This window comes from Nocardia sp. NPDC003183, assembly GCF_053590715.1.
The window spans coordinates 74,479-97,069 of sequence record NZ_JBSFTG010000012.1; the positions used below are offsets into that span (position 1 = coordinate 74,479).

General features: G+C 67.2%; 22 protein-coding genes, 2 tRNA genes and 1 pseudogene. 14 read left to right on the forward strand and 11 right to left on the reverse strand.

The annotated features are described in order from the left end of the window. Position 1 precedes the first annotated feature (1 nt). Complete coding sequence (locus ACWDXS_RS26835) at positions 2-322, reverse strand: hypothetical protein (protein ID WP_449969736.1); 321 nt, start codon at positions 320-322, stop codon at positions 2-4. 335 nt (positions 323-657) lie between these two features. Between ACWDXS_RS26835 and ACWDXS_RS26840 the strand changes: the two genes are divergently transcribed. Further along, a complete protein-coding gene (locus tag ACWDXS_RS26840) occupies positions 658-1,188 on the forward strand; it encodes a DUF4254 domain-containing protein (protein WP_378995515.1) in 531 nt (176 codons plus the stop codon). Between the two features lie 4 nt (positions 1,189-1,192). On the opposite strand, the gene ACWDXS_RS26845 is transcribed toward ACWDXS_RS26840, so the two are convergent. The 3 genes from ACWDXS_RS26845 to ACWDXS_RS26855 are packed head-to-tail and all read right to left on the reverse strand — an operon-like array spanning position 1,193 to position 3,787. Further along, positions 1,193-1,510: a hypothetical protein gene (locus ACWDXS_RS26845; protein ID WP_378995513.1), complete on the reverse strand. Its 318-nt coding sequence runs from the start codon at positions 1,508-1,510 to the stop codon at positions 1,193-1,195. Next, complete coding sequence (locus tag ACWDXS_RS26850; RefSeq protein ID WP_378995511.1) at positions 1,511-2,659, reverse strand: fatty acid desaturase family protein; 1,149 nt, start codon at positions 2,657-2,659, stop codon at positions 1,511-1,513. It lies immediately after the preceding gene. A gap of 36 nt (positions 2,660-2,695) precedes the next feature. Next, entirely contained in the window at positions 2,696-3,787 is a 1,092-nt protein-coding gene (locus ACWDXS_RS26855; RefSeq protein WP_378995509.1) for a ferredoxin reductase, read from the reverse strand. Positions 3,788-3,942: 155 nt separating this feature from the next. Between ACWDXS_RS26855 and ACWDXS_RS26860 the strand changes: the two genes are divergently transcribed. Continuing rightward, on the forward strand, positions 3,943-4,590 hold the full coding sequence (locus tag ACWDXS_RS26860; RefSeq protein ID WP_378630033.1) for a TetR family transcriptional regulator: 648 nt from the start codon (positions 3,943-3,945) through the stop codon (positions 4,588-4,590). A gap of 52 nt (positions 4,591-4,642) precedes the next feature. On the opposite strand, the gene ACWDXS_RS26865 is transcribed toward ACWDXS_RS26860, so the two are convergent. Next, positions 4,643-5,980 (reverse strand): MFS transporter, encoded by a 1,338-nt coding sequence (locus tag ACWDXS_RS26865; RefSeq protein ID WP_378995507.1) that lies wholly within the window; start codon positions 5,978-5,980, stop codon positions 4,643-4,645. A gap of 109 nt (positions 5,981-6,089) precedes the next feature. On the opposite strand from ACWDXS_RS26865, the gene ACWDXS_RS26870 reads away from it, so the two are divergent. Both ACWDXS_RS26870 and ACWDXS_RS26875 read left to right on the forward strand, forming a co-directional pair. Then, positions 6,090-6,644 carry a PadR family transcriptional regulator gene (locus ACWDXS_RS26870; protein WP_378995505.1) on the forward strand — a complete coding sequence of 185 codons (555 nt, stop codon included), beginning with the start codon at positions 6,090-6,092 and terminating at the stop codon, positions 6,642-6,644. After that, positions 6,641-8,671, forward strand: a complete 2,031-nt coding sequence (locus ACWDXS_RS26875) for an FAD-dependent oxidoreductase (protein ID WP_449969741.1) — start codon at positions 6,641-6,643, stop codon at positions 8,669-8,671. Before ACWDXS_RS26870 ends, ACWDXS_RS26875 begins: the two co-directional genes overlap by 4 nt. Before the next feature lie 241 nt (positions 8,672-8,912). Here ACWDXS_RS26875 and ACWDXS_RS26880 read toward each other — a convergent pair whose 3' ends face one another. After that, positions 8,913-10,031, reverse strand: coding sequence for a phosphotransferase enzyme family protein (locus tag ACWDXS_RS26880; RefSeq protein ID WP_449969743.1), 1,119 nt, complete (start codon positions 10,029-10,031; stop codon positions 8,913-8,915). Between the two features lie 110 nt (positions 10,032-10,141). Here ACWDXS_RS26880 and cmrA point away from each other — a divergent pair, with 110 nt between their 5' ends. Continuing rightward, entirely contained in the window at positions 10,142-10,945 is an 804-nt protein-coding gene (cmrA, locus tag ACWDXS_RS26885) for a mycolate reductase (RefSeq protein ID WP_378994513.1), read from the forward strand. Between the two features lie 142 nt (positions 10,946-11,087). Further along, positions 11,088-12,376, forward strand: a pseudogene (locus ACWDXS_RS26890) (diaminopimelate decarboxylase family protein). Between the two features lie 56 nt (positions 12,377-12,432). Here ACWDXS_RS26890 and ACWDXS_RS26895 read toward each other — a convergent pair. Continuing rightward, entirely contained in the window at positions 12,433-14,160 is a 1,728-nt protein-coding gene (locus ACWDXS_RS26895) for a helicase HerA-like domain-containing protein (RefSeq protein ID WP_449969747.1), read from the reverse strand. A gap of 197 nt (positions 14,161-14,357) precedes the next feature. Here ACWDXS_RS26895 and orn point away from each other — a divergent pair, with 197 nt between their 5' ends. Then, positions 14,358-14,996 (forward strand): oligoribonuclease, encoded by a 639-nt coding sequence (gene orn / locus ACWDXS_RS26900; protein WP_378994520.1) that lies wholly within the window; start codon positions 14,358-14,360, stop codon positions 14,994-14,996. A gap of 55 nt (positions 14,997-15,051) precedes the next feature. Continuing rightward, a tRNA-His gene (locus ACWDXS_RS26905) sits at positions 15,052-15,124 on the forward strand. Positions 15,125-15,184: 60 nt separating this feature from the next. Here the strand turns inward: ACWDXS_RS26905 and ACWDXS_RS26910 are convergent. Then, on the reverse strand, positions 15,185-15,730 hold the full coding sequence (locus ACWDXS_RS26910) for a CGNR zinc finger domain-containing protein (protein WP_378994523.1): 546 nt from the start codon (positions 15,728-15,730) through the stop codon (positions 15,185-15,187). Positions 15,731-15,755: 25 nt separating this feature from the next. Between ACWDXS_RS26910 and ACWDXS_RS26915 the strand changes: the two genes are divergently transcribed. Together ACWDXS_RS26915 and ACWDXS_RS26920 are read left to right on the forward strand one after the other, a co-directional pair. Further along, on the forward strand, positions 15,756-15,926 hold the full coding sequence (locus ACWDXS_RS26915; protein WP_378994526.1) for a hypothetical protein: 171 nt from the start codon (positions 15,756-15,758) through the stop codon (positions 15,924-15,926). Between the two features lie 109 nt (positions 15,927-16,035). Further along, positions 16,036-16,380, forward strand: coding sequence for a hypothetical protein (locus ACWDXS_RS26920; protein WP_378994528.1), 345 nt, complete (start codon positions 16,036-16,038; stop codon positions 16,378-16,380). A gap of 69 nt (positions 16,381-16,449) precedes the next feature. On the opposite strand, the gene ACWDXS_RS26925 is transcribed toward ACWDXS_RS26920, so the two are convergent. Further along, positions 16,450-17,658, reverse strand: coding sequence for a L,D-transpeptidase (locus ACWDXS_RS26925; protein ID WP_378994530.1), 1,209 nt, complete (start codon positions 17,656-17,658; stop codon positions 16,450-16,452). A 316-nt stretch (positions 17,659-17,974) separates the two neighbouring features. Between ACWDXS_RS26925 and ACWDXS_RS26930 the strand changes: the two genes are divergently transcribed. Next, positions 17,975-18,050: transfer RNA gene (locus tag ACWDXS_RS26930), tRNA-Lys, on the forward strand. Between the two features lie 72 nt (positions 18,051-18,122). Here ACWDXS_RS26930 and ACWDXS_RS26935 read toward each other — a convergent pair. After that, positions 18,123-19,313 (reverse strand): MFS transporter, encoded by a 1,191-nt coding sequence (locus ACWDXS_RS26935; protein WP_449969752.1) that lies wholly within the window; start codon positions 19,311-19,313, stop codon positions 18,123-18,125. Positions 19,314-19,430: 117 nt separating this feature from the next. Here ACWDXS_RS26935 and ACWDXS_RS26940 point away from each other — a divergent pair, with 117 nt between their 5' ends. The 3 genes from ACWDXS_RS26940 (at position 19,431) to ACWDXS_RS26950 (ending at position 21,943) form a co-directional block, all read left to right on the forward strand. Further along, positions 19,431-20,402, forward strand: a complete 972-nt coding sequence (locus ACWDXS_RS26940) for a LysR family transcriptional regulator (protein WP_449969755.1) — start codon at positions 19,431-19,433, stop codon at positions 20,400-20,402. Between the two features lie 496 nt (positions 20,403-20,898). Next, positions 20,899-21,528 (forward strand): transglycosylase SLT domain-containing protein, encoded by a 630-nt coding sequence (locus ACWDXS_RS26945; RefSeq protein WP_378659547.1) that lies wholly within the window; start codon positions 20,899-20,901, stop codon positions 21,526-21,528. Positions 21,529-21,604: 76 nt separating this feature from the next. Further along, a complete protein-coding gene (locus tag ACWDXS_RS26950; RefSeq protein WP_378994536.1) occupies positions 21,605-21,943 on the forward strand; it encodes a hypothetical protein in 339 nt (112 codons plus the stop codon). 9 nt (positions 21,944-21,952) lie between these two features. Here the strand turns inward: ACWDXS_RS26950 and ACWDXS_RS26955 are convergent, their stop codons facing one another. Beyond that, entirely contained in the window at positions 21,953-22,573 is a 621-nt protein-coding gene (locus tag ACWDXS_RS26955) for a LysE/ArgO family amino acid transporter (protein WP_379313857.1), read from the reverse strand. Positions 22,574-22,591: the final 18 nt, after the last annotated feature.

A 22,591-nucleotide genomic window follows, 5' to 3' on the forward strand; every position in this document is an offset into this window, starting at 1 on the left:
TTCAGCTCGGTCCGTCCGGGTTTCCCGAGTACATCCTCACCTCGCCGCCCTCCCCCAGGAAGGCGTTGACCAGCATGATCCGCTGCGCGCGTAGTTCCTCGTCGTCGGGGGCTCCGGTGGTGATCGAAATCTGCGGGATGGCAGCCCAGTTCACGACGTAGCGCTCGGGGGGTCCGTCGTCGTCGGACAGGCGCGCGAGCCGGAACACCGATACCGCACGGCGTTCCATGAGGCCGCGCACGACATCGGCGATGCGCTCCGGGTCCTCCAGGGCGAACAGGAACCCGAAGGTCAGCTCGGGCGATGAGACGTAAGCGGGCACAATTATCGAGGTTAGTGCATTCGGCGCCGAAATGATTGCCGGAAATGTGCCACCGCGGTTACCCGGGAGTGCTCGTGGGGAGACCCGGCCGTAATGGTGGATAACAATTTCCGCCGACCACCGGGTTTGTCCACCACGCTATTGCGCGTCGGCGCCGAATCGCGCTTTCCTGAAAGGGTCCCGATTTCCCCCGGGCCGTCTTCTCCACCCGCAGCGTCGCGGACTCTTGTCGACGTCCGGGCGGGGCTACGCCGGTGCCGGGGAGTGCACCCCCACACCCATCCTCCTCGGCTCTGGCGTATCCATGCACAACAGTGTTATCAGGGGGCGTGCCCATGCCGATCGATCACGGCCACCGTTTGGATGCCGCACAGCTGCCGACTCCTTCAGCGCTGTTGCGGGCCTTTCTGGAAACCGACCACCCCGACCCGGCACCGCACCGGGTTCTCGACGCCGCCCGCGGGCTCGCGAGCTGCCACGATCGCCGGCGCAGAGTGCTGGAGCAGGCACGCGACCCCGCCGCCTCGAGCAGCACCGGGGCGGCGTGCGCGCGCCTGGTCGACGACATCGACAACGACCGCGGCGCGCTGATCGCCCGCATCGACGGCTGGGTCGCCGCCCATGTGGAACACCGCGACGGCGCCTCGCTGCACACCGAGACCCTCGGCGCGGTGATCGACCGGATGGCGGCGAAATGGATCGCCGCCCAGCAGGCCATCGCGGGACCGGCCCCAACGACAACGACACCACGGCAGCGGGAGGCTCGCACCCATCTGCAGTGGTGTCGTCTTGCCGAATTGACCGACGGCTACCGGGATCTGATCACCGATGTCACCGAACACCGCAGGCGGTTGCCGGTGTGGTGAATCGTCAGGCCTTGTCGCCCGGCTCGGCGAACACGGGCGCCGAATCGAGATCGCCGTCGGTCGCGGTGTCGAGGTCGACCGGGTCGGTCTCGACATCGCGCGCCTTCGCGAACTCCGCCTCGGCCCGGTCCTGCGCCGCGTCGCGACGAGCGGCGGCCGCGGCTTCTCGCATCTCGATCGCGTCGGTGACGAACTCACCGATCTCCCGAGCGACCTCGGCGACCGTTCCGGTGATCAGAGTCGCGATCTTGCCGACCCGCTGGGCACCGGAGGACGTCAGTTCCTGGACCAGATCCTTATTGCTTTCGAATTTGCCGACCATTTACACGCCCACTTCGGTTGCCTTCCGATTACGCATAACGATAACACCGGGCTTGGGCGCCCTCTTCACGAAACGATCGGGCAGCGCGAGCTGGAAGATCTTGACCCAGACCGAACCGATCTGCTTGGAGAAACGACCGGTGTTGTAGGGCAGGCCGTACTTCTCGGCCAGCGCCTTCACCTCGGGCGCGATCTCCGGGTACCGGTTGGCCGGGATATCGGGGAACAGGTGGTGCTCGATCTGGTGCGAGAGGTTGCCCGACATGATGTGGAACAGCCGCGAGCCGTTGATGTTGGCCGAGCCGAGCATCTGGCGCACGTACCACTCACCGCGGGTCTCGACCTCGGTCTCCTCCTTGGAGAACGTCTGCACGCCCGAGGGGAAGTGACCACAGAAGATGATCGAGTAGGTCCACACATTGCGCACCAGGTTCGCGGCCGCGTTGCCTGCCAGCGTGTGCAGGAACAGCGGGCCGGTGAGCGCCGGGAACATCACGTAGTCCTTGAGGACCTGCTTGCCCGCCTTCTTGCCCTGCCCCTTGAGCAGCGGCTTGAGGTCGGACCACTTGCGCTTGCCCTTGATGATGTTGTCGGCTTCGAGGTCGTGCAGCATCACGCCCCACTCGAAGAACGTCATCAGCAGGAAGGCGTAGAGCGGGTTGCCCAGGTAGTAGGGGTTCCACTTCTGCGCCTCGTCGATCCGCAGGATGCCGTAACCGATGTCGCGGTCCATGTCGACGATGTTGGTGTAGGTGTGGTGCATGTAGTTGTGCGAGTGCTTCCACTGGTCGGCCGGGCAGACCGTGTCCCAGTCGAATTCGCGGGAGTTGATGCCGCGCTCACGCATCCAGTCGTACTGGCCGTGCATGACGTTGTGGCCGATCTCCATGTTGTCGAGGATCTTCGACACACCGAGGGCGGCGACGCCGGCCAGCCAGAACGGCGGCAGGAAGCCCAGGTACATCAGGCCGCGGCCGGCGATCTCGAAGCCGCGCTGGGTCTTGATGATGTTGTAGATGTAGTCGCGGTCGCGTTCGCCGAGATCGTCGACGACGCGGGCGCGGATCGCGTCGAGCGCGGCGCCGAGTTCTTCGACCTGCTCCGGGCTCAGGATGACCGGACCGTCTTTGCCTTCGGTGAGGATCGTCATGGCTGTATCTCCCCTTGCTGGTATTTCGGTGTCGTTCTACAGTGCGATGTCGACGTCGCCGACAGCTGTGTTGATGCAGACCTGGATCTGCTTGTCGGGCTCGGCGTCGAGTTCGCCGGTGCGGATATTGCGGGTGCAGCCGGAGACCTTGGTCGCGGTGCAGGAGAAGCAGATCCCCATGCGGCAGCCGTATTCCGGGGTCAGGCCGGACGCTTCGGCCTGCTCGAGCAGCGTTGCTCCGGTGTTGTCGGCGGCGACGTCGCTGCCGGAGAAGGTGACGGTGCCGGTGGCCTCCGACGGATCCGACGGGACCGTGGTGAGTGTGAATTCCTCACTGAGCACCCGGTCTTGCAGACCCTCGGCCTCGAAGATCGTGTGCACCGCGCGCATCAGCGGCGGCGGCCCGCACACGAAGGTCTGCGCGTCGGCAAACCAGGGTGCCACCCGCTCGAGCTCGTCGTAGTCGAAGAATCCACTGCCGGTGGAGGTTTCACCGTCGATCACCGTGCCCGGCTCGACCGGGTAGCGGTATTCGATGCGGAAGTTGGCGCGACGCTGCGCGATCGAGGACAGCTCGGCCCGATGCGGCACCATCTCGGGCTGACGGGCGTAGTGCAGGAAGGTGACCTGCCCGGTGTATCCCTCGGCGTCGAGGGTCCGCAACATCGACAGTACCGGCGTGATCCCGCTGCCACCGCTGACCAGCAGCACCTTGTCGGGCCGACGCTCGGGCAGGTGGAACACACCGGAGGCGGGCGCCAGGTCGACGACCATGCCCGGTTTCGCGTTGGCGTGCAGGTAGTTCGAGACGAGCCCGCCCGGGTGCGCCTTGACGGTGAGCTGCAGGTAGCGCTCGCCACGACTCTCCGGGTCGATCGGCGAGTAGCAGCGGGTGTGGCGCACGCCGTTGATCGAGACGCCGATCTGCACGTACTGACCGGCGGCGTGGCCGCGCCACTGCCGCGAGGCGCGCAGGGTGAGCGTCACCGAGCCGGGCACCGCGTGGGAGACATGAGTGACCTCGGCGCGCAGCTCCCGAGCGGTGAGCCCGGGGCGGACGAGCTCCAGGTACCGGTCCAGCGGGTGCGGCGTCGTCAACGTCTGCACCAGATCGATCAGTCCCACCATGTCGTGTTGCCCCTTATTGCGAAGTACGGAGAAGTCCTGCGACGTGCGCTTCAAATTTCAGTGCACGTCTGTACACTCACCAGTGTGCCCGATGACCCCGGGCCACTGTCAACCGGCAATAATGTGAGGCGGACAACATCATGACGAAGGCCGCTATGGTGAACGGATGTATGCTCACCGATGTGACTGAGCAGGCAGGAACCCGCAACGAGCGCAAAGCGCATACCCGGGCAGCCCTGCTCGACGGCACCCTGGCCTTGGCCTCGGAGCGCGGATTCGCGGCATTGAGCCTGCGTGAGATCGCCCGTTCGGCCGGCATCGTGCCCACCGCCTTCTACCGCCACTTCGCCTCGCTCGACGACCTCGGCGCGACCATCGTCGACGAGGGCGTCACCGCGCTGCGGCTGGCATTGCGCGAGGTCAGGCGGAAACCGGACGCGCATCTGGCCGATACGGTCCGCTTCGTCTTCGAGCAGGTTCGCGCCAAACGCGCCCTGTTCGGTTTCCTCATTCGCGAGCGTCACGGCGGGCCTGCTCCGCTGCGTCAGGCGATCGCGATGGAGATGCAGCTCATCGTGCGCGAGATCGTCGCCGATCTGTCGCGCCTGCGTGCACTGGATTCGTGGAGCACCACCGAGCTGGAGATCGCCGCGGATCTACTGGTCACCACCGTGACCGACGGTATCGCTGCGTTCGTCGCGTCCACCCCCCGTGAGGAATCGGCGATCGTGGAGCGCACCGTGATGCAGATGCGCCTGATCGCGTTGGGCATCGCGGGCTGGGTACCCAAAAACGCGGACTGAACTCAGCGTACGGGCGTACACACAATTCGACGGGCGCCCCATCGGTGAGGTGTCACATATCGGCGGATACCGCGCGCGAGGGCGCACGTACCGGGAGCAGCACCAGCAGACCCGCCGCCAGCACGACCAGAAGTCCGGCGATGCCGGCGCGATCGCTGTGGAAGGTCGAGACGAACACCCCGAACAGGGCGGGCGCCAGGAACGACACCGCCCGGCCGGTCGTGGTGTACAGACCGAACAGCTGACCTTCCCGTCCCGGCGGTGCCAGTCGCGCCAGGAACGAACGAGCCGAGGCCTGCGCGGGACCGACGAACACCGTGAGCGCGAGCCCGAAGATCCAGAACATCGTCGAGCCCGACACCATCAGCAGCGCGAGACCGCACCCGAGCATCCCGACCAGTGACGCCACGATCACCCGCTTGGGCCCGATCCGGTCGTCGAACCGCCCGGCCACGACCGCGGCCGCCCCCGCGACGACGTTCGCGGCGATCCCGAACAGCAGCACATCGGCGTCGGCGAACCCGTACACCGTCACCGCGAGCACCCCGCCGAAGGTGAACACGCCTGCCAGACCGTCCCGGAACACCGCGCTGGCCAGCAGGAAGTACACCGTGTGCCGATCCTGACCCCACAGCTCCCGCACGTCCCGGGCGAGCACCCGGTAGGAACCGAGGAAGCCGACCTTCGCGGCGCCGGGGTCGGCGCCGGTGCGCGGCATCTCGGGCACCGCGAACAGCACCGGCAGCGCGAACACCGTGAACCACACCGCCGCGAGCACGATGACGAGCCGGACATTGAGGCCCTGATCGGTGGGCATCGCGAGCAGTCCGCGGGTGTCGCCGTCCCCGGCCAGGAACCCCGCGTAGCAGATCAGCAGCAGCACGATGCCACCGAAATAGCCCATCGCCCAGCCGAATCCGGAGACCCGCCCCACCGTGGCAGGTGTCGACACCTGCCGCATCATCGCGTTGTAGGGGACGCCGGCGAGTTCGAAGGTGGCCGAGGCGAACGCGAGCAGTGCCAGGCCGAGCCAGAGATCGTGATAGTCGTCGCGCACGAAGAACATCAGCGACATCGCGCCGACCGTCAGCGCCGTCAAGGTCGCCAAGGCCCGTTTACGGGAACCGACCGCGTCGAAGTACTGCCCGCAGACCGGCGCGGTCAGCGCGACGATCAGTCCCGCCCCCGCCAGCGCCCAGCCCAGCCACGCGCTGGCCGGGGTCGTGCCCGGTAGATCCTCGCCCACCTTGTCGGTGAGATACACCGCGAAGACGAAGGTCAGCGTCACGGCCTGGAACGCCGACGATCCCCAGTCCCAGAGTCCCCACGCCAGCACCTGCCCGCGTCCGGCCGCCTCGCCGACGGTTTCGGCCGCGTTCACCTCGGTCATAAGCCGAAGAGTAACGGCGAACCGGCACCCACGCCGTCTATTACATCCGCGCCGTCAGTTCATATGAACCTGGTTGCATAGTACCCAGCGTTCCGGATACTCTCGTGCCATGGCACTGGAGCACGCGCTACTGGTCTCGCTCACCGAGCGGGCCGGGTCGGGGTATGAGCTCGCTCGCCGATTCGACAAGTCGATCGGCTACTTCTGGAGTGCTACCCACCAGCAGATCTACCGGGTGCTCAAGCGGATGGAGTCCTCCGGCTGGGTCACCGTCGAATCGGTGAACCAGCAGGGCAAACCCGACAAGAAGGTGTACTCGGTGGCTCCGGCCGGTCAGGCCGAGATCGCCCGCTGGCTCGCCGAGCCCACCGATGCCACCCCCGCCCGCGACGAACTGGGCGTGAAGATCCGCGCCGCCGCGTACGGCGACATCGATGCCGTCTGCGCCGAGGTGCAGCGCCATCGCGGCCAGCACGCCCAGCGCCTGGACGAGTACCGCCTCAGCGAAAAGAAATTCTTCCCGGTGCCGGACCAGCTCTCCGGCACCGCTCTGCACCAGTATCTGGTGCTTCGCGCGGGCATCCGCGCGGAGACCGGCTACCTCGAATGGTGCGACGAAGTACTGCAGGCCCTGCGACCGCGAAAAGGTGACGACCGCCCATGACTGCCTATCCCCATCTGTTCGAGCCACTCGACCTCGGCCACACCACGCTGCGCAACCGCGTGGTCATGGGCTCCATGCATACCGGTCTCGAGGACCGTGCCTGGGACACCAACAAACTGGCCGCCTACTTCGCCGAGCGTGCCCGCGGCGGTGTCGGCCTGATCATCACCGGCGGCTACGCCCCCAACCGCACCGGCTGGTTGCTGCCGCTCGGCGGCAAGCTCACCAACAAGACCGAGGCGTACCGGCATCGCACGATCACCAAGGCGGTGCACGCCGAGGGCGGCAAGATCGCCGTCCAGATCCTGCACGCGGGGCGCTATTCCTACATGCCGACCAGCGTTTCGGCGTCGGCGATCAAGTCCGCGATCAACCCGTTCAAGCCTCGGGCGCTGTCGTCGAAGGGCGTGGAGCGCACCATCGACGATTACGCGCGCTGCGCGGGCCTGGCCAAGTTCGCCGGGTACGACGGCTGCGAGATCATGGGCGGTGAGGGCTATTTCCTCAACCAGTTCCTCGCACCGCGGGTGAACAAGCGCACCGACAAGTGGGGAGGCACCCCGGAGAACCGGCGTCGGCTGCCCGTCGAGATCGCCCGCCGCATCCGCGCCGAGGTGGGCCCCGATTTCATCATCGTGTTCCGGTTGTCGATGGCCGAGCTCGTGGAGAAGGGCCAGACCTTCGACGAAATCGTCGCCCTGGCACAGGAATTGGAGGCTGTCGGCGTCGACATCCTCAACACCGACATCGGCTGGCACGAGGCGCGGGTGCCCACCATCGTCACCTCGGTGCCGCGCGCGGCGTTCGTGGAGTTCACCGCCAAGATCGCGCGCAAGGTGAACATCCCGGTCTGCGCCTCGAACCGGATCAACATGCCCGAGGTCGCCGAGGAGATCCTGACCCGCGGTGACGCGGCGCTGATCTCCATGGCCCGCCCGCTGCTGGCCGACGCCGAATGGGCCAACAAGGCCGAGCAGGATCGGGCCGACGAGATCAACACCTGCATCGCCTGCAACCAGGCCTGCCTCGACCACGCCTTCGGCAACAAGAAGGTCTCGTGCCTGGTCAACCCGCGTGCGGGCAGCGAGACCACGTTGAACTTGCTGCCGACTCGGCGCGCCAAGCGAATCGCCGTCGTCGGTGCGGGCCCGGCCGGGCTGTCGGCCGCGGTGAGTCTGGCCGAGCGCGGCCACCGCGTCGACCTGTTCGAATCCGACGACAAGATCGGTGGCCAGTTCGACATCGCCCGCCGCATCCCCGGCAAGGAGGAGTTCGACGAGTCGATCCGCTATTTCCGCCGCAAGATCGACGTCACCGGCGTCACCCTGCATCTCCAAAAGCGGGTCACCGCTGAGGAATTGATCGCGGGCAAGTACGACTCGGTGATCCTGGCGACCGGTGTGCGTCCGCGCATTCCCAACATCCCCGGGATCGATCACCCGATGGTGCTCTCCTACGCCGAACTGGTGAAGGAGGAGAAGCCGGTCGGCAAGAAGGTCGCCGTGATCGGCGCGGGCGGCATCGGCTACGACGTGAGCGAATACCTCACCGTCGAAGGACATCCCACGCTCAAGCTCGACGAGTGGAAAGAGGAGTGGGGCGTCGATTCCGAGAACGAGCAGGCGCCCGGCCAGCTCAAGGAGCCCAAGCCCTCCCCCGCGGCGCGCGACGTGGTGCTGTTGCAGCGCAAGTCGACCCCGTTCGGCAAGGACCTCGGCAAGACCTCCGGGTGGGTGCACCGCGCGGCCCTCAAGGCCAAGGGTGTCGAGCAGGTCGGCGGCGTGAACTACGACCGCATCGACGACGCGGGCCTGCACATCAGCTTCGGCGAGAAGCACGAGAACCCGCGGGTGATCGAGGTCGACAACGTGATCGTCTGCGCCGGACAGGAATCCGTGCGCGAACTCGAAGAGCCACTGCGCGCCGCGGGTGTCGACCTGCACCTCATCGGCGGCGCCGACCTGGCCGCCGAACTGGATGCCAAGCGCGCGATCAACCAGGGCACTCGCCTGGCGGCTGTGTTGTAGGAGCGCTGGCGCGCTCGAGCGCGGCCCCTGAGGGCCGCGAGTTAGCCACCGTTGCTGGCGGCTGCGCCGCGGACGCAACGGTGGCTAACTCGCGGCCGGGCCGCTGCGCCGCTGCGCGGCGGACCCTCCTCGAGGTCGGGTCGTGCGGGGCTGGGAGTGCGGTCATGGCGGATCATGGGTGTCGTCGGGGGGTGGCGGGGGTGAGTGTCGCCGGAAATACGGTCGGCGGTGCCGGGTGCGGTCAGCGCAGGGAGGCGTCGTGAATCATGTCGCGTAGTTCGCGACCCTCTGCTGTCTCGTACCAGCGCAGGTGACCGAGAAGCCAGTCGTAGTAGGCGATTTCGGCGTTGCGTGGGTCGTGGGCGATGGTCAGGAAGTAGTCGATTTCGGAGAGTTCGTAGCCGATGTGCACGAGCGGGAGCAGGTCCGGGAGCAGGCGCTGTTCGGGGACCGACAGCGGTCGAACCGACTGATATCCCTGGATCAGCGCGGAGATCTGGTCTGCTCGGACGTGTGCGGGTCCGCCGTCACGCAGCGAAACCCAGTCGATGGCGGCGCGCTCGATGGCGGTGGCGAGGTCGAAGACAGCCGTCGTCCGGTCGGCCAGGCCGAAATCGATCACCGAGGTCACCTCGTGGTCGTTCCACAGCAGGTTCGTCGCGTGCCAGTCCCCGTGCGTCCACAGTGGCGCGACGCCGGAAAGGTCGGCGTGAAACTGGGGAATGTCAGCGCGCCAGTCTCTCGCACCGAGGAATCGGGCGACCGACGGCCGTCGGGCGATGTGCCATTCGAAGGCGCACGCCACGTCATTGTGCATGCTCGCCAGCAGCGGTCGCGCGGGTCGAGCCGGTGCATCGAAATCTGCTGCGGCCGAATGCAATCGGCCGAGCATCGCCCCAGCGCTCCCCGCATCGTCACGGTCGCGATAGGGCGACCAGGAGAAGTCCGCGCGATACCGATCCTCCCCCATCCCCACCCGATGCACCTCGTAGACGAACGCGCCTGTCGCGCCATCACGGTCTCGGCCGGACTCATCGCTCACCCAATCCCCCACGGTGGCACGCACTTCGGGCACCGGAATATCCCGAACCCGCAGGTGCCGGATGAACCGATGCTCCTCACCCAACGCCACCACATCGCGTAATCGCGTGGGCATCCGCTTCACCACGAGCCGATCCCCACCGTCCAACCGCACCCCCACCGTCGACGACAACGGCCGCGCACCCCGCCATTCGATCGCAGCGGGCGAACCGCCCCAGGTCGCGGCGACCGCGCGAGCGATCTCGTCGTCGGTGAGCGCGGGCCACGTCGGCTCGGCCAGCGGGTCGTCGCCCATCCCGAACACCTGCTCGTCAGCCATCGGTCCAGTATCGATGGCGCCGGACCATTCAGCGTCGAACCCCCTCATCGCGCTGCCACCCCGTCGATGCGGACACCGCACGGCCGTAGCCGATCCCCTAAGCTCCCCTCGTGAGCTTGCCCTCCCCCACTGCAGACAATCGTGCCGTCGTCACCGGCGCGTCCTCCGGCATCGGCACCGCGCTGGCCGCCGAACTGGCCGGGCGCGGCTATTCGCTGATCCTGGTCGCGCGCCGCGGTGAGATCCTCACCGAGCTGGCCCAGCGGTTGACCCTGGCCCACGGCATCACCGCCGAGGTCCGCGCGGTCGACCTGGCCGATCGCACCCAGCGGGCCAGCCTCGTCGACGAGCTCGCGGTTCGCGATATCGCCGTTCTCTGCAACAACGCGGGCATCGCGACGTTCGGTCCGGTCGCCGAACTCGACTTCGCCTACGAGCGGATGCAGATGGAACTCAACGCCACCGCCGTGCACGACCTGAGCCTGGCGGTGCTGCCCGGCATGATCGAGCGCAAGGCGGGCGGGATCCTGATCAGCGGTTCGGCGGCGGGCAATATGCCGATCCCCAACAACGCCACCTACGCGGCGTCGAAGGCGTTCGCGAACACCTTCTCGGAGTCGCTGCGCGGCGAGCTCAAGGGCAGCGGCGTGAACGTCACCCTGCTGGCGCCCGGTCCCGTCCGCACCGAAACCCCGGCCCCCGAAGACCAGTCGATCGTCGACAAGATGGTTCCCGACTTCCTCTGGGTGTCGTCGGAGTACACCGCGAAGGTCTCCATCGACGCGCTGGCCCGCAACAAGATGCGCATCGTCCCCGGCCTGATCAGCAAGGGCATGAGCGTGGCGGGCAATTACGGCCCCCGTTCGTTCACCGCACCGATCGCGGGCGCGTTCTACAAGAAGCTGGGCGGCTGACACCCACGTCAGCAAGTCGTCAGGAACGGTCGCCGGGTGGTCAAGGACCCGTAAAGACCGAGTTCGGCTGCCCGCGAGCGGCGTAGTCCTGGAAGTGGCCCCGCCGTCCGAGTGCGGGGGCGTCCTCCTGGAGGAGACCACCGTGACGTTGCTCGATATCTTCCCGTCCCTGCGTGCGAGTGCGGTCCCCCGACTCGACCCCGCGGTGTGGCCCGCCGACACCCACTACGACGGTGACGGCCGGATCACCCTCGGCGGCGTGGCCCTGCACGATGTCGCCGACCAGTACGGCACACCGGTGCGTGTGATCGACGAGACGGAGGTGCGGGAACGCTGCCGCGCCTACCGCAAGCACTTTCCCGACACCGAGATCGTCTACGCGGGTACCGCCCTGATGCTGCGCACAGTTGCCCGCTGGGTCGCCGAGGAGGGCCTCGCCGTGCAGGTCGGTTCGACCGGTGAACTCGAGGTGGCGCTCGCGGCGGGCATCGACCCACGCCGGATCGTCCTGCAGGGCAACGGGGCTCCCTTCGACGAGCTCCGCGCCGCGGTAGGCGCGGGGGTCGGCCGCATCGTGGTCTCCACCCTCACCGAGATCACCCTGCTCGCCTCGCTCGCGACCCGCCCACAGCAGGTGCTGTTGCGGGTGGCGCCCGGAATCGAGGTGCCGGGCAGCTCACGGTTCGGGTTCCCGCTCGGCAGCGATTCCTGCGCCACGGCCGTGGCCCGGATCATCGCGCAGCCGAAGCTGATCCTGACCGGACTGCACTGCCACCTCGGCGCACAGATCCACGACCCCGACCTGTACGGCGAGGCGATCCGCCGGATGATCGGCGAGATGGCCTGGATCCAGGCCGAACACAGCACCCTGCTGACCCATCTCGATATCGGCGGCGGGCACGCGGTGGCGCTGCGCGGCGGCGATGCCGAGCTCAACCTGCGCGAACTCGCCGACATCCTCGATGACGCGCTCGACGCGGGCTGTGCGCGCCACCACTTCCCCCGCCCGGTCCTCGCGATGGAACCGGGGCGCGCGATCGTCGCGCGGGCGGGTGTCACGCTCCACCGGGTGCTCGCCGTCACCGAGGTCGCCGGCGGCAGGTGCGTGATCGTCGACGGGGATACCGACGGGCGCGACGATGGAGCGCGCTCGTGGTCAACCGGCATCCGGCCGGACCCCAGCTCACCGCATCGGTCGCGAGCAGGCACGGTGCCGCGGGCAGGCTCATCGCCGCCGAGGTCCGGATTCCGGCCGATCTTCGTGCCGGCGAGGTTCTCGCGGTGCCGTGCACCGGTGCCTATCACCCGTGCGCGGCCGGATATCGAACAGCGGGCAGGCCGCCGGTCGTCGCGGTCGCCCACGGCCGCACCGAGCAGCTGCTCCGTCGCGAGACGACCGCCGACCTGCTGATGCGCGAGCTCGCGCGGTGACTGGCTGATCCCGGGACTCGGGGAGTGCGGCCCGCCGATCGACAGGCCGCACTCGATCACCGGCGGCGGGTGCCGAAAATACTGCGGCTGATCTCGCGCCCGGCTGCACTCGCCGCCGACCGAAGGAAACTCTTCACCGCCGGATTCGCCATGATCCGTTCAGCGGCCGAATCCTCTTCCCTCCGGTCCGTCGAGCGCCCCGGCGCGGGGGCGGATTCGGGTACCGGCTCGGCGGCCGCCACGCTGGCGAGCAGCATCTCGTAGGCCGATTCCCGGTCGACGCTCTGCCCGTATCTGCCCTGCAGCGCGCTCGACAGTGCCTTGGACTTGATCGCCTCGTCGCCGATGGTGTCCATCAGTGAGCGCGGTGGCGCGATCTTGGTCCAGGCAACGGGCGTGGGCGCACCGGTTTCGGAGAGCACGGTGACGATCGCCTCACCGGTACCGAGCGAGGTCAGCGCCTCTTCCAGGTCGTACACCGACGACTTCGGATACGTGCGCACCGTCTTGGACAGTGCCTTCTGATCGTCGGGGGTGAAGGCGCGCAACGCGTGCTGCACGCGGGCTCCGAGCTGGGAGAGCACCGGGTTGGGGATGTCGGTGGGCAACTGGGTGCAGAAGAACACACCGACACCCTTGGACCGGATCAGCTTCACCGTCTGCTCGACCTGCTGCAGAAACGCCTTGGACGCCTCGGCGAACAGCAGATGCGCCTCGTCGAAGATGAACACGAGCTTCGGCTTGTCCACGTCACCCACCTCGGGCAACGTCTGGAACAGATCGGCGAGCACCCACATCAGGAACGTCGAGAACAACGCGGGCCGCGCCGCCTGCTGACCGAGCTCGAACAGCGTGATCACGCCGAGCCCGCCCGCGATGCGCAGCAGATCGGCCGGGTCGAGTTCGGGTTCGCCGAAGAACGTGTCGCCGCCGTCGGCTTCCAGATTCACCAGCGACCGCAGGATCACCCCGGCCGTCTGCGAGGACACCCCACCGATGCCCTTGAGGTCTTCCTTGCCTTCGGGACTGGTCAGGTGGGTGATCACCGCCCGCAGGTCCTTCAGGTCCAGCAGGGCGAGGCCGCGCTGATCGGCCCAGTGGAAGATCAGGCCGAGCGTCGATTCCTGGGTGTCGTTGAGGCCGAGCACCTTGCTGAGCAGGATCGGTCCGAACGAGGTGATCGTCGCCCGGATCGGCACCCCGATGCCGCCGGTGCCCAGCGATACGAACTCGGTGGGGAACGCACCGGGCGCCCAGTCGGTCGCGCCGGTCTCCGCCGCGCGCGCCCGGATCTTGTCGGTGTCGGCGCCCGGCTCGCTCAGGCCCGACAGGTCGCCCTTGACGTCGGCCATCACCACGGGAACGCCCGCGCGGGACAGATGTTCGGCGATGCCCTGCAGGGTCTTGGTCTTGCCGGTGCCGGTCGCACCGGCGACGAGACCGTGCCGGTTCATCATCCGCAGCGGAATACGCACGCGCGCACCAGGATCGGCCACGCCGTCGACCATCACCGTGCCGAGTTCCAGTGCGGGTCCGCTGAAGGCGTAGCCCTCGGCGAGCTGCGCGGCCGCGCCGGATGCCGCCGGCTTCGAGGTAGATTCCTCACTCGCAGAATCGGATTCGCCGCCCTCGGCCGCCGGTCGACTGTCCGTGGCCGGTGCCGCGCTCGCCGCCGCGGCTTCCTGCTCGGCGGCCTCCGCGGCCGCCATGGCCTCGGCGGCGACCCTGGTCGCGTCTTCGGCCGCCTTGCGTGCCGCTGCCGCCTTCTCCTGTGGGGTGGTCATTCGCGCGTCCTCCGTCTGCTCACTGGCACGTACGCAAGAAATGCTCGAAACGTCTGCGGTCAATTCCAGGCAAACTGTATCCGGGCACGTCACCCGGTCGGCAAACATCCGGGGATGTCGTCGGCAAACCCGGTCCGCCTCGCCCACGCGACACACCTGCCGACCAGGTTCCCGGGCCCACCATTAGGGTGGCTCCCGTGTCAGACAAACTCCTGGTCTGGATGGATTGCGAAATGACGGGGCTCCGTCTCGACAGCGACAAGCTGATCGAGATCGCCGCGCTCGTAACCGACAGCGACCTCAACATTCTCGGTGACGGTGTCGACATCGTCATCCACGCCGACGACGCCGCCCTGGCCTGCATGCCACCGGTCGTCGCCACCATGCACGCGAAATCCGGTCTGACCGAAGAGGTTCGGCGTTCCACCGTCACTCTCGAACAGGCCCAGCAGCAGGTACTCGACTACATCCGCGAGTACGCGCCCACCGCGCGCACGGTGCCGCTGTGCGGTAACTCCATCGGCACCGATCGCGGTTTCATCGCCCGCGACATGCCGGAGCTGGACGCGCACCTGCACTACCGGATGGTCGACGTGAGCTCGATCAAGGAACTGTGCCGACGCTGGTACCCGCGCATCTACTTCGGCCAGCCGGAGAAGGGTCTGGCCCACCGCGCGCTGGCCGACATCAAGGAATCCATCCGCGAACTCGAGTACTACCGCCGCACCGCGTTCGTCCCGCTGCCCGGGCCGTCGACCGCCGAGATCGCGGCGGCTGCCCAGGAGGCTACCGAGGCCGTGGATGTCACCGGTTCGAGTCATCTACCAGCGGATTAGGGGTTGACACTACACACACGCTAATATCGACGGCGCCGGTGATTCACCGGTGATGGTGACCGTAGTTCAGTTGGTAGAGCACCAGGTTGTGATCCTGGATGTCGCGGGTTCGAGTCCCGTCGGTCACCCCGAAGAGAAGGCCCGGTCCACAAGGACCGGGCCTTCTTTGCTGTCTCGGCACCCCGCGGCTACGGACCGACCTGGGCGGCACCGCTTTCGGCGCGGCTCGCCCGGTGCCGTCGGACGGCCGACCGGTTCGCACACGCCGGGCTACAGAAACGCTGCCTGCCGTTGCGTGAAATGTCGGCGTACACCTGTGAGCACCCGTCCGCCGCGCAGACGCCGAGACGGTCCATCCCCAGCCCGGTGAGGTGCAATGCGGTGCCGACGGTGATCAGCGCCGCGATCTGGCGGTCCGTCGCCACCCCCGGGTCACGGAAATGCAGATGCCAGCCGTCGCCCACATGGTCGGTCAAGCGGGGCGCGGAGGCGTACTCGGCCAGCAGCACATTGAGCCGGGCCGCACGTTCGGCGCGGTCCGCGCACTCCAGCACGCCCCGCCAGCGCCCCAGGAAGGCCGTTACCGACGTCAGATCGCCGTCGGACACCGGCGTGGACAGCACCAAGCCCGCCGCCGCGCAGCGTCGCGCCAACTCCGCGGCGTTCGAACACGGAACGTTGAGCAGGTCGACGCCCAGCAGCACCGGCTCACGCCCGTAATGGTTGTAATGCACAATGCCATTACATCAGACTCGAACCATGAACAGCCACCCCGCACACACCTGGCAGATCGAGTCACGCCACCGGACCAGCGAGGGCGTTGTGGCCTACCAACGCTGCCGCTGCGGCGCGCGCAGGGTGGTCGTCGACCAGCTGAGCGTCGCGTCCGAGATCCATCGCGACGAACCGGGGCTGGCCGCCGCCGGATAACTCGCACCACCATGACGAACATCACGTTTGACCGCTACACTTTGGACCGCTGCCCAGATGTGGGGCAGATCTCGCCATCGCGTCAGCGCTCGACCGGAAAGACCCCTTGATGAAGCGTTCCACCGTCGTCGCCGTCCTCGCGGCCGTCACCGTGCTCGGCCCCGTCGCCGGGACCGCCACGGCCTCGCCCGGCCTGCCCCTCACCGACTTCACGGCGGAGACCCCCATCGGCGACTTCGGCCTGCCGAGCGATCAGCCCGAATCCGGTTCGGCGCAGAGCGGCTCCACCACCGGCGTCGAAACCACCGGGTCCTCCGGGACCGGCTCGGCCGGCCTGCCCAACCTCGACCGCCTGCTGTTCGGCGGCCGCATTCTGTGCGGCGCCTTCGGTAGCGCGCTCGCGGTCGCGGGCGAGGCGATGATGGACTGCAGCGAACTTCCCACCCCGCTCTGAGCGGTCCACAGACACAACGAAGGGGCACCGGAAAATCCGGTGCCCCTTCGTTTTTCGTCTGTCGCGCGCCTACGGAGCGTCGGCGTTGCCCGCCTTCCATTCCGGCCACGCGATGTTCCAGTCACCCAGCCCGTCGACACCGGACAGGGTGCCGCCGACCGTGTTCTTGATGACGGTGATGTCACCACGCTTGGCGTTCTCGTACACCCAGCGCGCGTTCGCCGGACTCAGGTTCAGGCAGCCGTGACTGGAGTTGGAGTAGCCCTGCTGCCCCACCGACCACGGTGCCGAGTGGAAGAAGATGCCGCTGTAGGAGATTCGCGTCGCGTAGTCGACCGGCGTGCGGTACCCGTCGGACGAGTTCACCGCCACACCGTAGGTCGAGGAGTCCATGATGATCTTCTCGTGCCGGTCGCTGACGATGTAGACGCCGTTGTCGGTGGGCGTGCTGTCCTTACCCATCGAGGTGGGCATGGTCATGATCACCTGACCGTTCTTCTCCACCACCACCTGCTTGGTGTTGTCGTCGGCGGTGAAGACCACCGCGTCACCGATGGTGAAGAACGAATGGATGTTGTCCTGGCCGTACAGACCCTTGCCCAGGTCCTTGCCGTAGACGTTCACATCGATGGTCACCTTGGTGCCCGGTGTCCAGTAGTGCTCTGGGCGCCACCGCACTTCGCGATTGTTCACCCAGTAGAAGGCGCCCTCGACGGCGGGCTCGGTGGTGATCTTGATGGCCTCTTGGGCGGCACGGCGATCGGGGATGTTCTCGTCGAACTGGATCGCGACCGGCTGACCGATTCCCACCACTTCGCCCTCGCCGGGCAGCAGGTACGGCTTGGTCTGGCTCTTCGGCGAGCTGGTGGTGAAGCTCAGCGTCGAGGAGTTCGCGCCACCGAGCCCGATGGCCGAGGCCGTGAGCTTGTAGGTCTTGCCGTAGCCGAGCACCTCGGCGGTCGACCAGGAGCGCCCGTCCGCGGCCAGCTGACCCGCTACCGCGGCGCCCTGCTGGTTGGTCAGCGTGACGTCGGTGAACTTGCCGTCCTCGACCTGGAAGGCCATGGGCATGCCGGGCGAGACGCCGACCTGCCCGTCCTTGATGGTCGAGACGAGCTTCGGCTTGATGAGCTCGGCGAGGGGGTTGCGATCGATCGCCACCTCCACCCCGGTGCCCTCGGCGGCCGAGCAGGCCGACGCGCCGAGCGCGAACACCGCCAACAGCACCATCGGAACGATCGTCCGTAGCGACCGAGGTCGCCCCCGCTTCTTACCCATGTCAACCCCGTTTCCGTACCGACGCGATTACAGTGCGCCGCAGATCCCACCGACCCGAATCGCTAGAGCCATCCGTGTAGGCGGGGGGCGTTACGAACTCGACGTCTCGCCCATTCTGCCAGCTGACCCGGCCGGTTCCAACGGGAAAGCCCCCGCGACACGACCAAGTCACAATCGTTAGATAGGTCCGGAGGTCGTCGGCGTTAACAACGCCAGATGTGCCACATTGTTGCTGGTCAGCGCCCGATTTCACTTTCCGCCCCACGGCCTGCTAATGTTTGTTCCGCACCGGAGACGGGGCAAAGAACAAAGACATGCGCCATTAGCTCAATTGGCAGAGCAGCTGACTCTTAATCAGCGGGTTCGGGGTTCAAGTCCCTGATGGCGCACCACAACGAAGCCCCTGACCAGGTCCCATGGTCAGGGGCTTCGTTCGTTTCGGCCGCCGGATAGGCCGTCACCGTTCAGTGATCTCGCTCACGAGGGGCAGAGTTGGCCACTGGCGCGACGCGCTTGCTCTCGGCAGTGTCACGGTGCCATGCGGCAGCACTGACAGCGATACCGAGAACAGTGACAGCGGCGGCGACCAGGTACACGACGCGCAGTCCGGCAGAGTCGATCACCTGCCCGCCGAACCAGGCCGCGAAGGCCGCGGCGAGCTGGTACGCCGAGGCGTTGACCGCGATAGCGAGCGTCGGGGCCTGCCTCGCGGTGTTCAGGACACGGGCCTGCATTCCCGGGATCACCGAGAAGCCGAGTGCACCCACCAGGAACACCATCACGCCGATGAGCACGGTCTGGCCGCTCACCGCCCACATCAGCAGCAACGCACAAGCCAGCAACACGAGCAGACCGAGCTGCGCACGTTTCGGTGAGCGGTCGGACAGTCTGCCGCCGACGACGTTGCCCACTGTGGCGCCGAGGCCGTAGACGAGGAGCATCACCGCCACAGCGCTGGAGGCGAACGTCGCGACCTCGGTCAGCAACGGCGCGAAATAGACGAACACCATCAGCACGCCCGCACTGCCGATCGCCGTCACGGCAATGGCCAGCTGAACGTCGCGATCGCCGAACACCCGCAATTCCGACCACGCCGAACCGCCGGAGTTCGCCACCTCCGGGACCGAGCGCAGAACGAGCACCAAGCCGAGAGCGCATACCGCCGCAATCGCGAAAAACGGTGTACGCCAATCGAACCGATTGCCCAGCAGCGTCCCGATCGGTGCACCCAGCACCATTGCGATGTTCATCCCGAAGACCAGTTTCGAGACCGTGGACGCCCGCTTGTCCGGCGGCGAGGTCGCGGTCGCGATGACGATCGCGTTCGCGAAGAACGTGGAGGTGACCAGCGCGGTGACAACGCGGGCAACGAAGAGGAACTCATAGGAGGGCGCCAGCGCGGAGGCGACGTTGCCTGCCACCGCGATCAAGAGCAGCACGCTGATCAACGGTTTGCGCGAGTAGCGCGCAGTGAGCGCGGTGACGACCGGCCCACCGAAGATCATCCCGACGGCATAAGCGGTCACCAGAAGCCCGGCCGCCGAAATGGAGACGCCGAATTCAGCCGCGACATCGGGAAGGATTCCCGCGATCACGAATTCACCGGTCGTAATACCGAAGACGCACAATACGAGTGCGGCGAGACTTTGTCGCATGATTCCTATTCCTGCTGGTCGATCCGTGGCGGCAGCGAAATAAACCTTGCCAGCCCGGGCGATGCCTCACAACGGTGTAACTATCAGGATCTCGCCGTCATCGATAGAGTGTGGGTTATGGATGGGACAGGCTCGAGCTTGCAGGGCGACGACCCCACACCCCACCAACTCCGCCTGCTGCTGGTTCTCGCCGAGGAGCTGCATTTCGGCCGGGCAGCGCGCCGCGTGTACCTGACTCAGCCCGCACTCAGCCAGCAAATCCGGGCACTGGAGCAACGACTGGGAGTTCGGCTCTTCGATCGAACCAGCAGACGGGTAGAACTCACTCCTATCGCGCTGAAATTGCTGCCGCTGGCTCGTTCGATAGTGGATTCCTCGGAGCAGTTGAGAGAAATGGCGAATCACGCCTCGACAGAGGCGAGAATATTGCGGATCGGGGTGTGCGAGAGTTTTACGGCACTCGGCCCGACCCGCCAGATCATCGATGGAATATCGACACGTTTTCCGGAACTGGGCCCTCGTGTGCAGGTGATCGACACGTTCACCGAGCAGCTGGCCGCGCTGGAGCGCGGTGAAATCCATGCGGCGTTCGTCCATGTGCCTGTTCCGTCGCATCTGCACGTCGTTCCACTCGTGGTCGAGCGCCGGGTCGCGTGCCTGGCCGCGACGGATCCGCTGGCGCGACGAGAGTCGCTGCGCCTGGCCGATCTCGCACACCACGCGGTCGTCACGATGGTGCCCGAGTCGTTCCCGGAGGGACGTGCGTACTGGGCCGCCGACCCGCGGCCCGACGGCCGAGCCGTTCGCTATGCCACGGCCATGGGCACGACGTTCGAGTCGATGCTCGCGACCGTCGCACTGACCGGCGCGGTCGCCTTCGTCCCCGCCTCTGCCGCACAGTTGTACCCACGCCCCGACCTGCGCTTCGTGCCGGTCGACGCACTTGCCGACTGCACTTTCGGCATCGTATGGCGTTCGAGCGAGACGGACGAGCCCCGCATGGCCGGTCTGCGAGAGGTGGTAGCCGCAGTTGCCGGGCAACGGTCACGATCTCGTTATCGGACTGCCATGGACAATCCGGCGTGCTAGCGCTCAGAGCCCGATTCGGACTCGCTCTAGCTGCGCAAACCCCCGCAAAACCTGATTCGGGCAAACTTTTTCTGTGACGGCCGCCACGCAGATCAGAGTCGCAAACCTCCTGCATAGATAACGATTCTGCAACTGCCCGGCAATGAACCAAGATCGGCAGCGTTTGCCGTTCAGGTTTCGTTCACCTTGCGTTAACCCGTCGTGACCATTCTGTCATCAGGTCACAAACGGACCTGCGGTTTGGTTAGCCCGGAAGTATCCAACCTCCGATAGCACCGAACAGCGCGTGGTCTCCCCGCAGCCAGCTGTGGAGCACCGTGCGACGCCAGCGATGAACTGCCATCGAGCGTTCGTCCCCCGACAGTGTCGCACCTTCCCATACAGACAGAAACAACGCATCGCCTGACCGGCGTGTACTCCCGTGCGCGCTGCGCGATCCATCGCGCCCTGATGCAGGGCCTGCGTCGCCAGACAGAGATGAAGGAACAGAAAAGCCATGCTCAACAAAGACAAGCTCAGCACCGTTATCGGCCGTCGCTCGCGCCGTGAGGCGTTCACCGTGGCAGTCGCCGCGGTCGGCCTGGTCGCCGTAGCCGCGTCCTCCGCCGTCTCGTTCGCCGACGACAGCGTTCCCGAGCGTGCCGCCATGGTCGTCGAGCAGGCGGAGAACATCCCCGCCGTCGGCGCCGCCCCCGCCATCCAGGCCATCCCGGCGCCCGCGCCGCAGGCCGCTCCCGCCCCGGCACCGGAGGCCGCCCCGGCTCCCGAGGCCGCCCCGGCCCCGATGCCCGAGGTGAAGTCCTACGAGGACAACCTGCACGGCTGGATCACCGAAGCGCTCGACATCATGGCCGCCAAGGGCATCCCCGGCAGCTACGAGGGCATCCACCGCAACATCATGCGCGAGTCGACCGGCAACCCCCAGGCGATCAACCTGTGGGACTCCAACGCCGCGATGGGCATCCCCTCCAAGGGCCTGCTCCAGGTGATCGACCCCACCTTCGCGACCTACCACGTCGAGGGCACCCCCTTCGACGTCTGGAACCCCGTGGCCAACATCGTCGCGGCCTGCAACTACGCGGCGCAGCGCTACGGCTCCATGGACAACGTCAACTCCGCTTACTGAGCAACCTGACGGGTGAACGCCCGCGCCCCGGTCATCGCCGACCGGAGCGCGGGCGTTCCGTCGTAGAATCGCCGTCGTGCCAGACAGCGCCGATCAGGCACCCGATCACGCGCATTCCGACGCGGCCACCGCCAGCCGCGTCGCCAAGGCCCGCCGCATGGCCGCCTACGTCTGGTCACGCGATATCCGCAGCGCCGAACTGCTCGCCCTGCCCGCGGCCACCCTGCGCAAGCTGGCCCGCGCCGCCGACACCAATCCGCCGAGCACCGGCGAGACCTGGCAGGTGGTCGCCGACCTCCTCGACCAGAAGGACGCCTGGGCGGCCCGCAACCCCGGGCACGCCGCCGCGGTGCGCACCCACGCCGACGAGAAGCTGCTGTGGGTCAAGCCCCCGGTGAAGCCGTGGGAGTCCTAACACCGCGCCTCAGGCGAGCAGCAGGCCGACGGCCAGCGCGAGCATGACCACGGCGATCAGCGAATCCAGGACACGCCACGCGCTCGGGCGCGCGAAGAGCGGACCGAGCCGGCGAGCACCGTAGCCGAGGGCGCCGAACCACAGGACGCTGGCGAGCATGGCTCCGGCGGCGAGGAACCAGCGGTCGGGCGCCGCGTAGGTGCTGGCGAAGGAACCGAGCAAGACCAGCGTGTCGAGATACACGTGCGGGTTGAGCCAGGTCAGCGCCAGACAGGTGAGTACGGACGCGCCGACGGCCACCGAGGCACCCGCCGCGTCGGTGATCAGGGTCGACGAACCCAGGGCGCGCCGAGCCGCCAGCAGCGCGTAGCCGACCAGAAAGGCCGCCCCCGCGTACCGGGCGACGGTCAGCACCGCCGGAAACGACTCGACGACCGCCCCGAACCCGGCCACGCCCGCGCCGATCAACACGATGTCGGACACCGCGCACACCGCGATCACCGGCAACACGTGCTGCCCACGCACCCCCTGACGCAGCACGAACGCGTTCTGCGCGCCGATGGCCACGATGAGCGAGAGCCCGAAGCCCAATCCGGAGAGGGCGGCCGACGCCGCCGATGATGCCGTCACAGCTCTCGACGTTAAGAG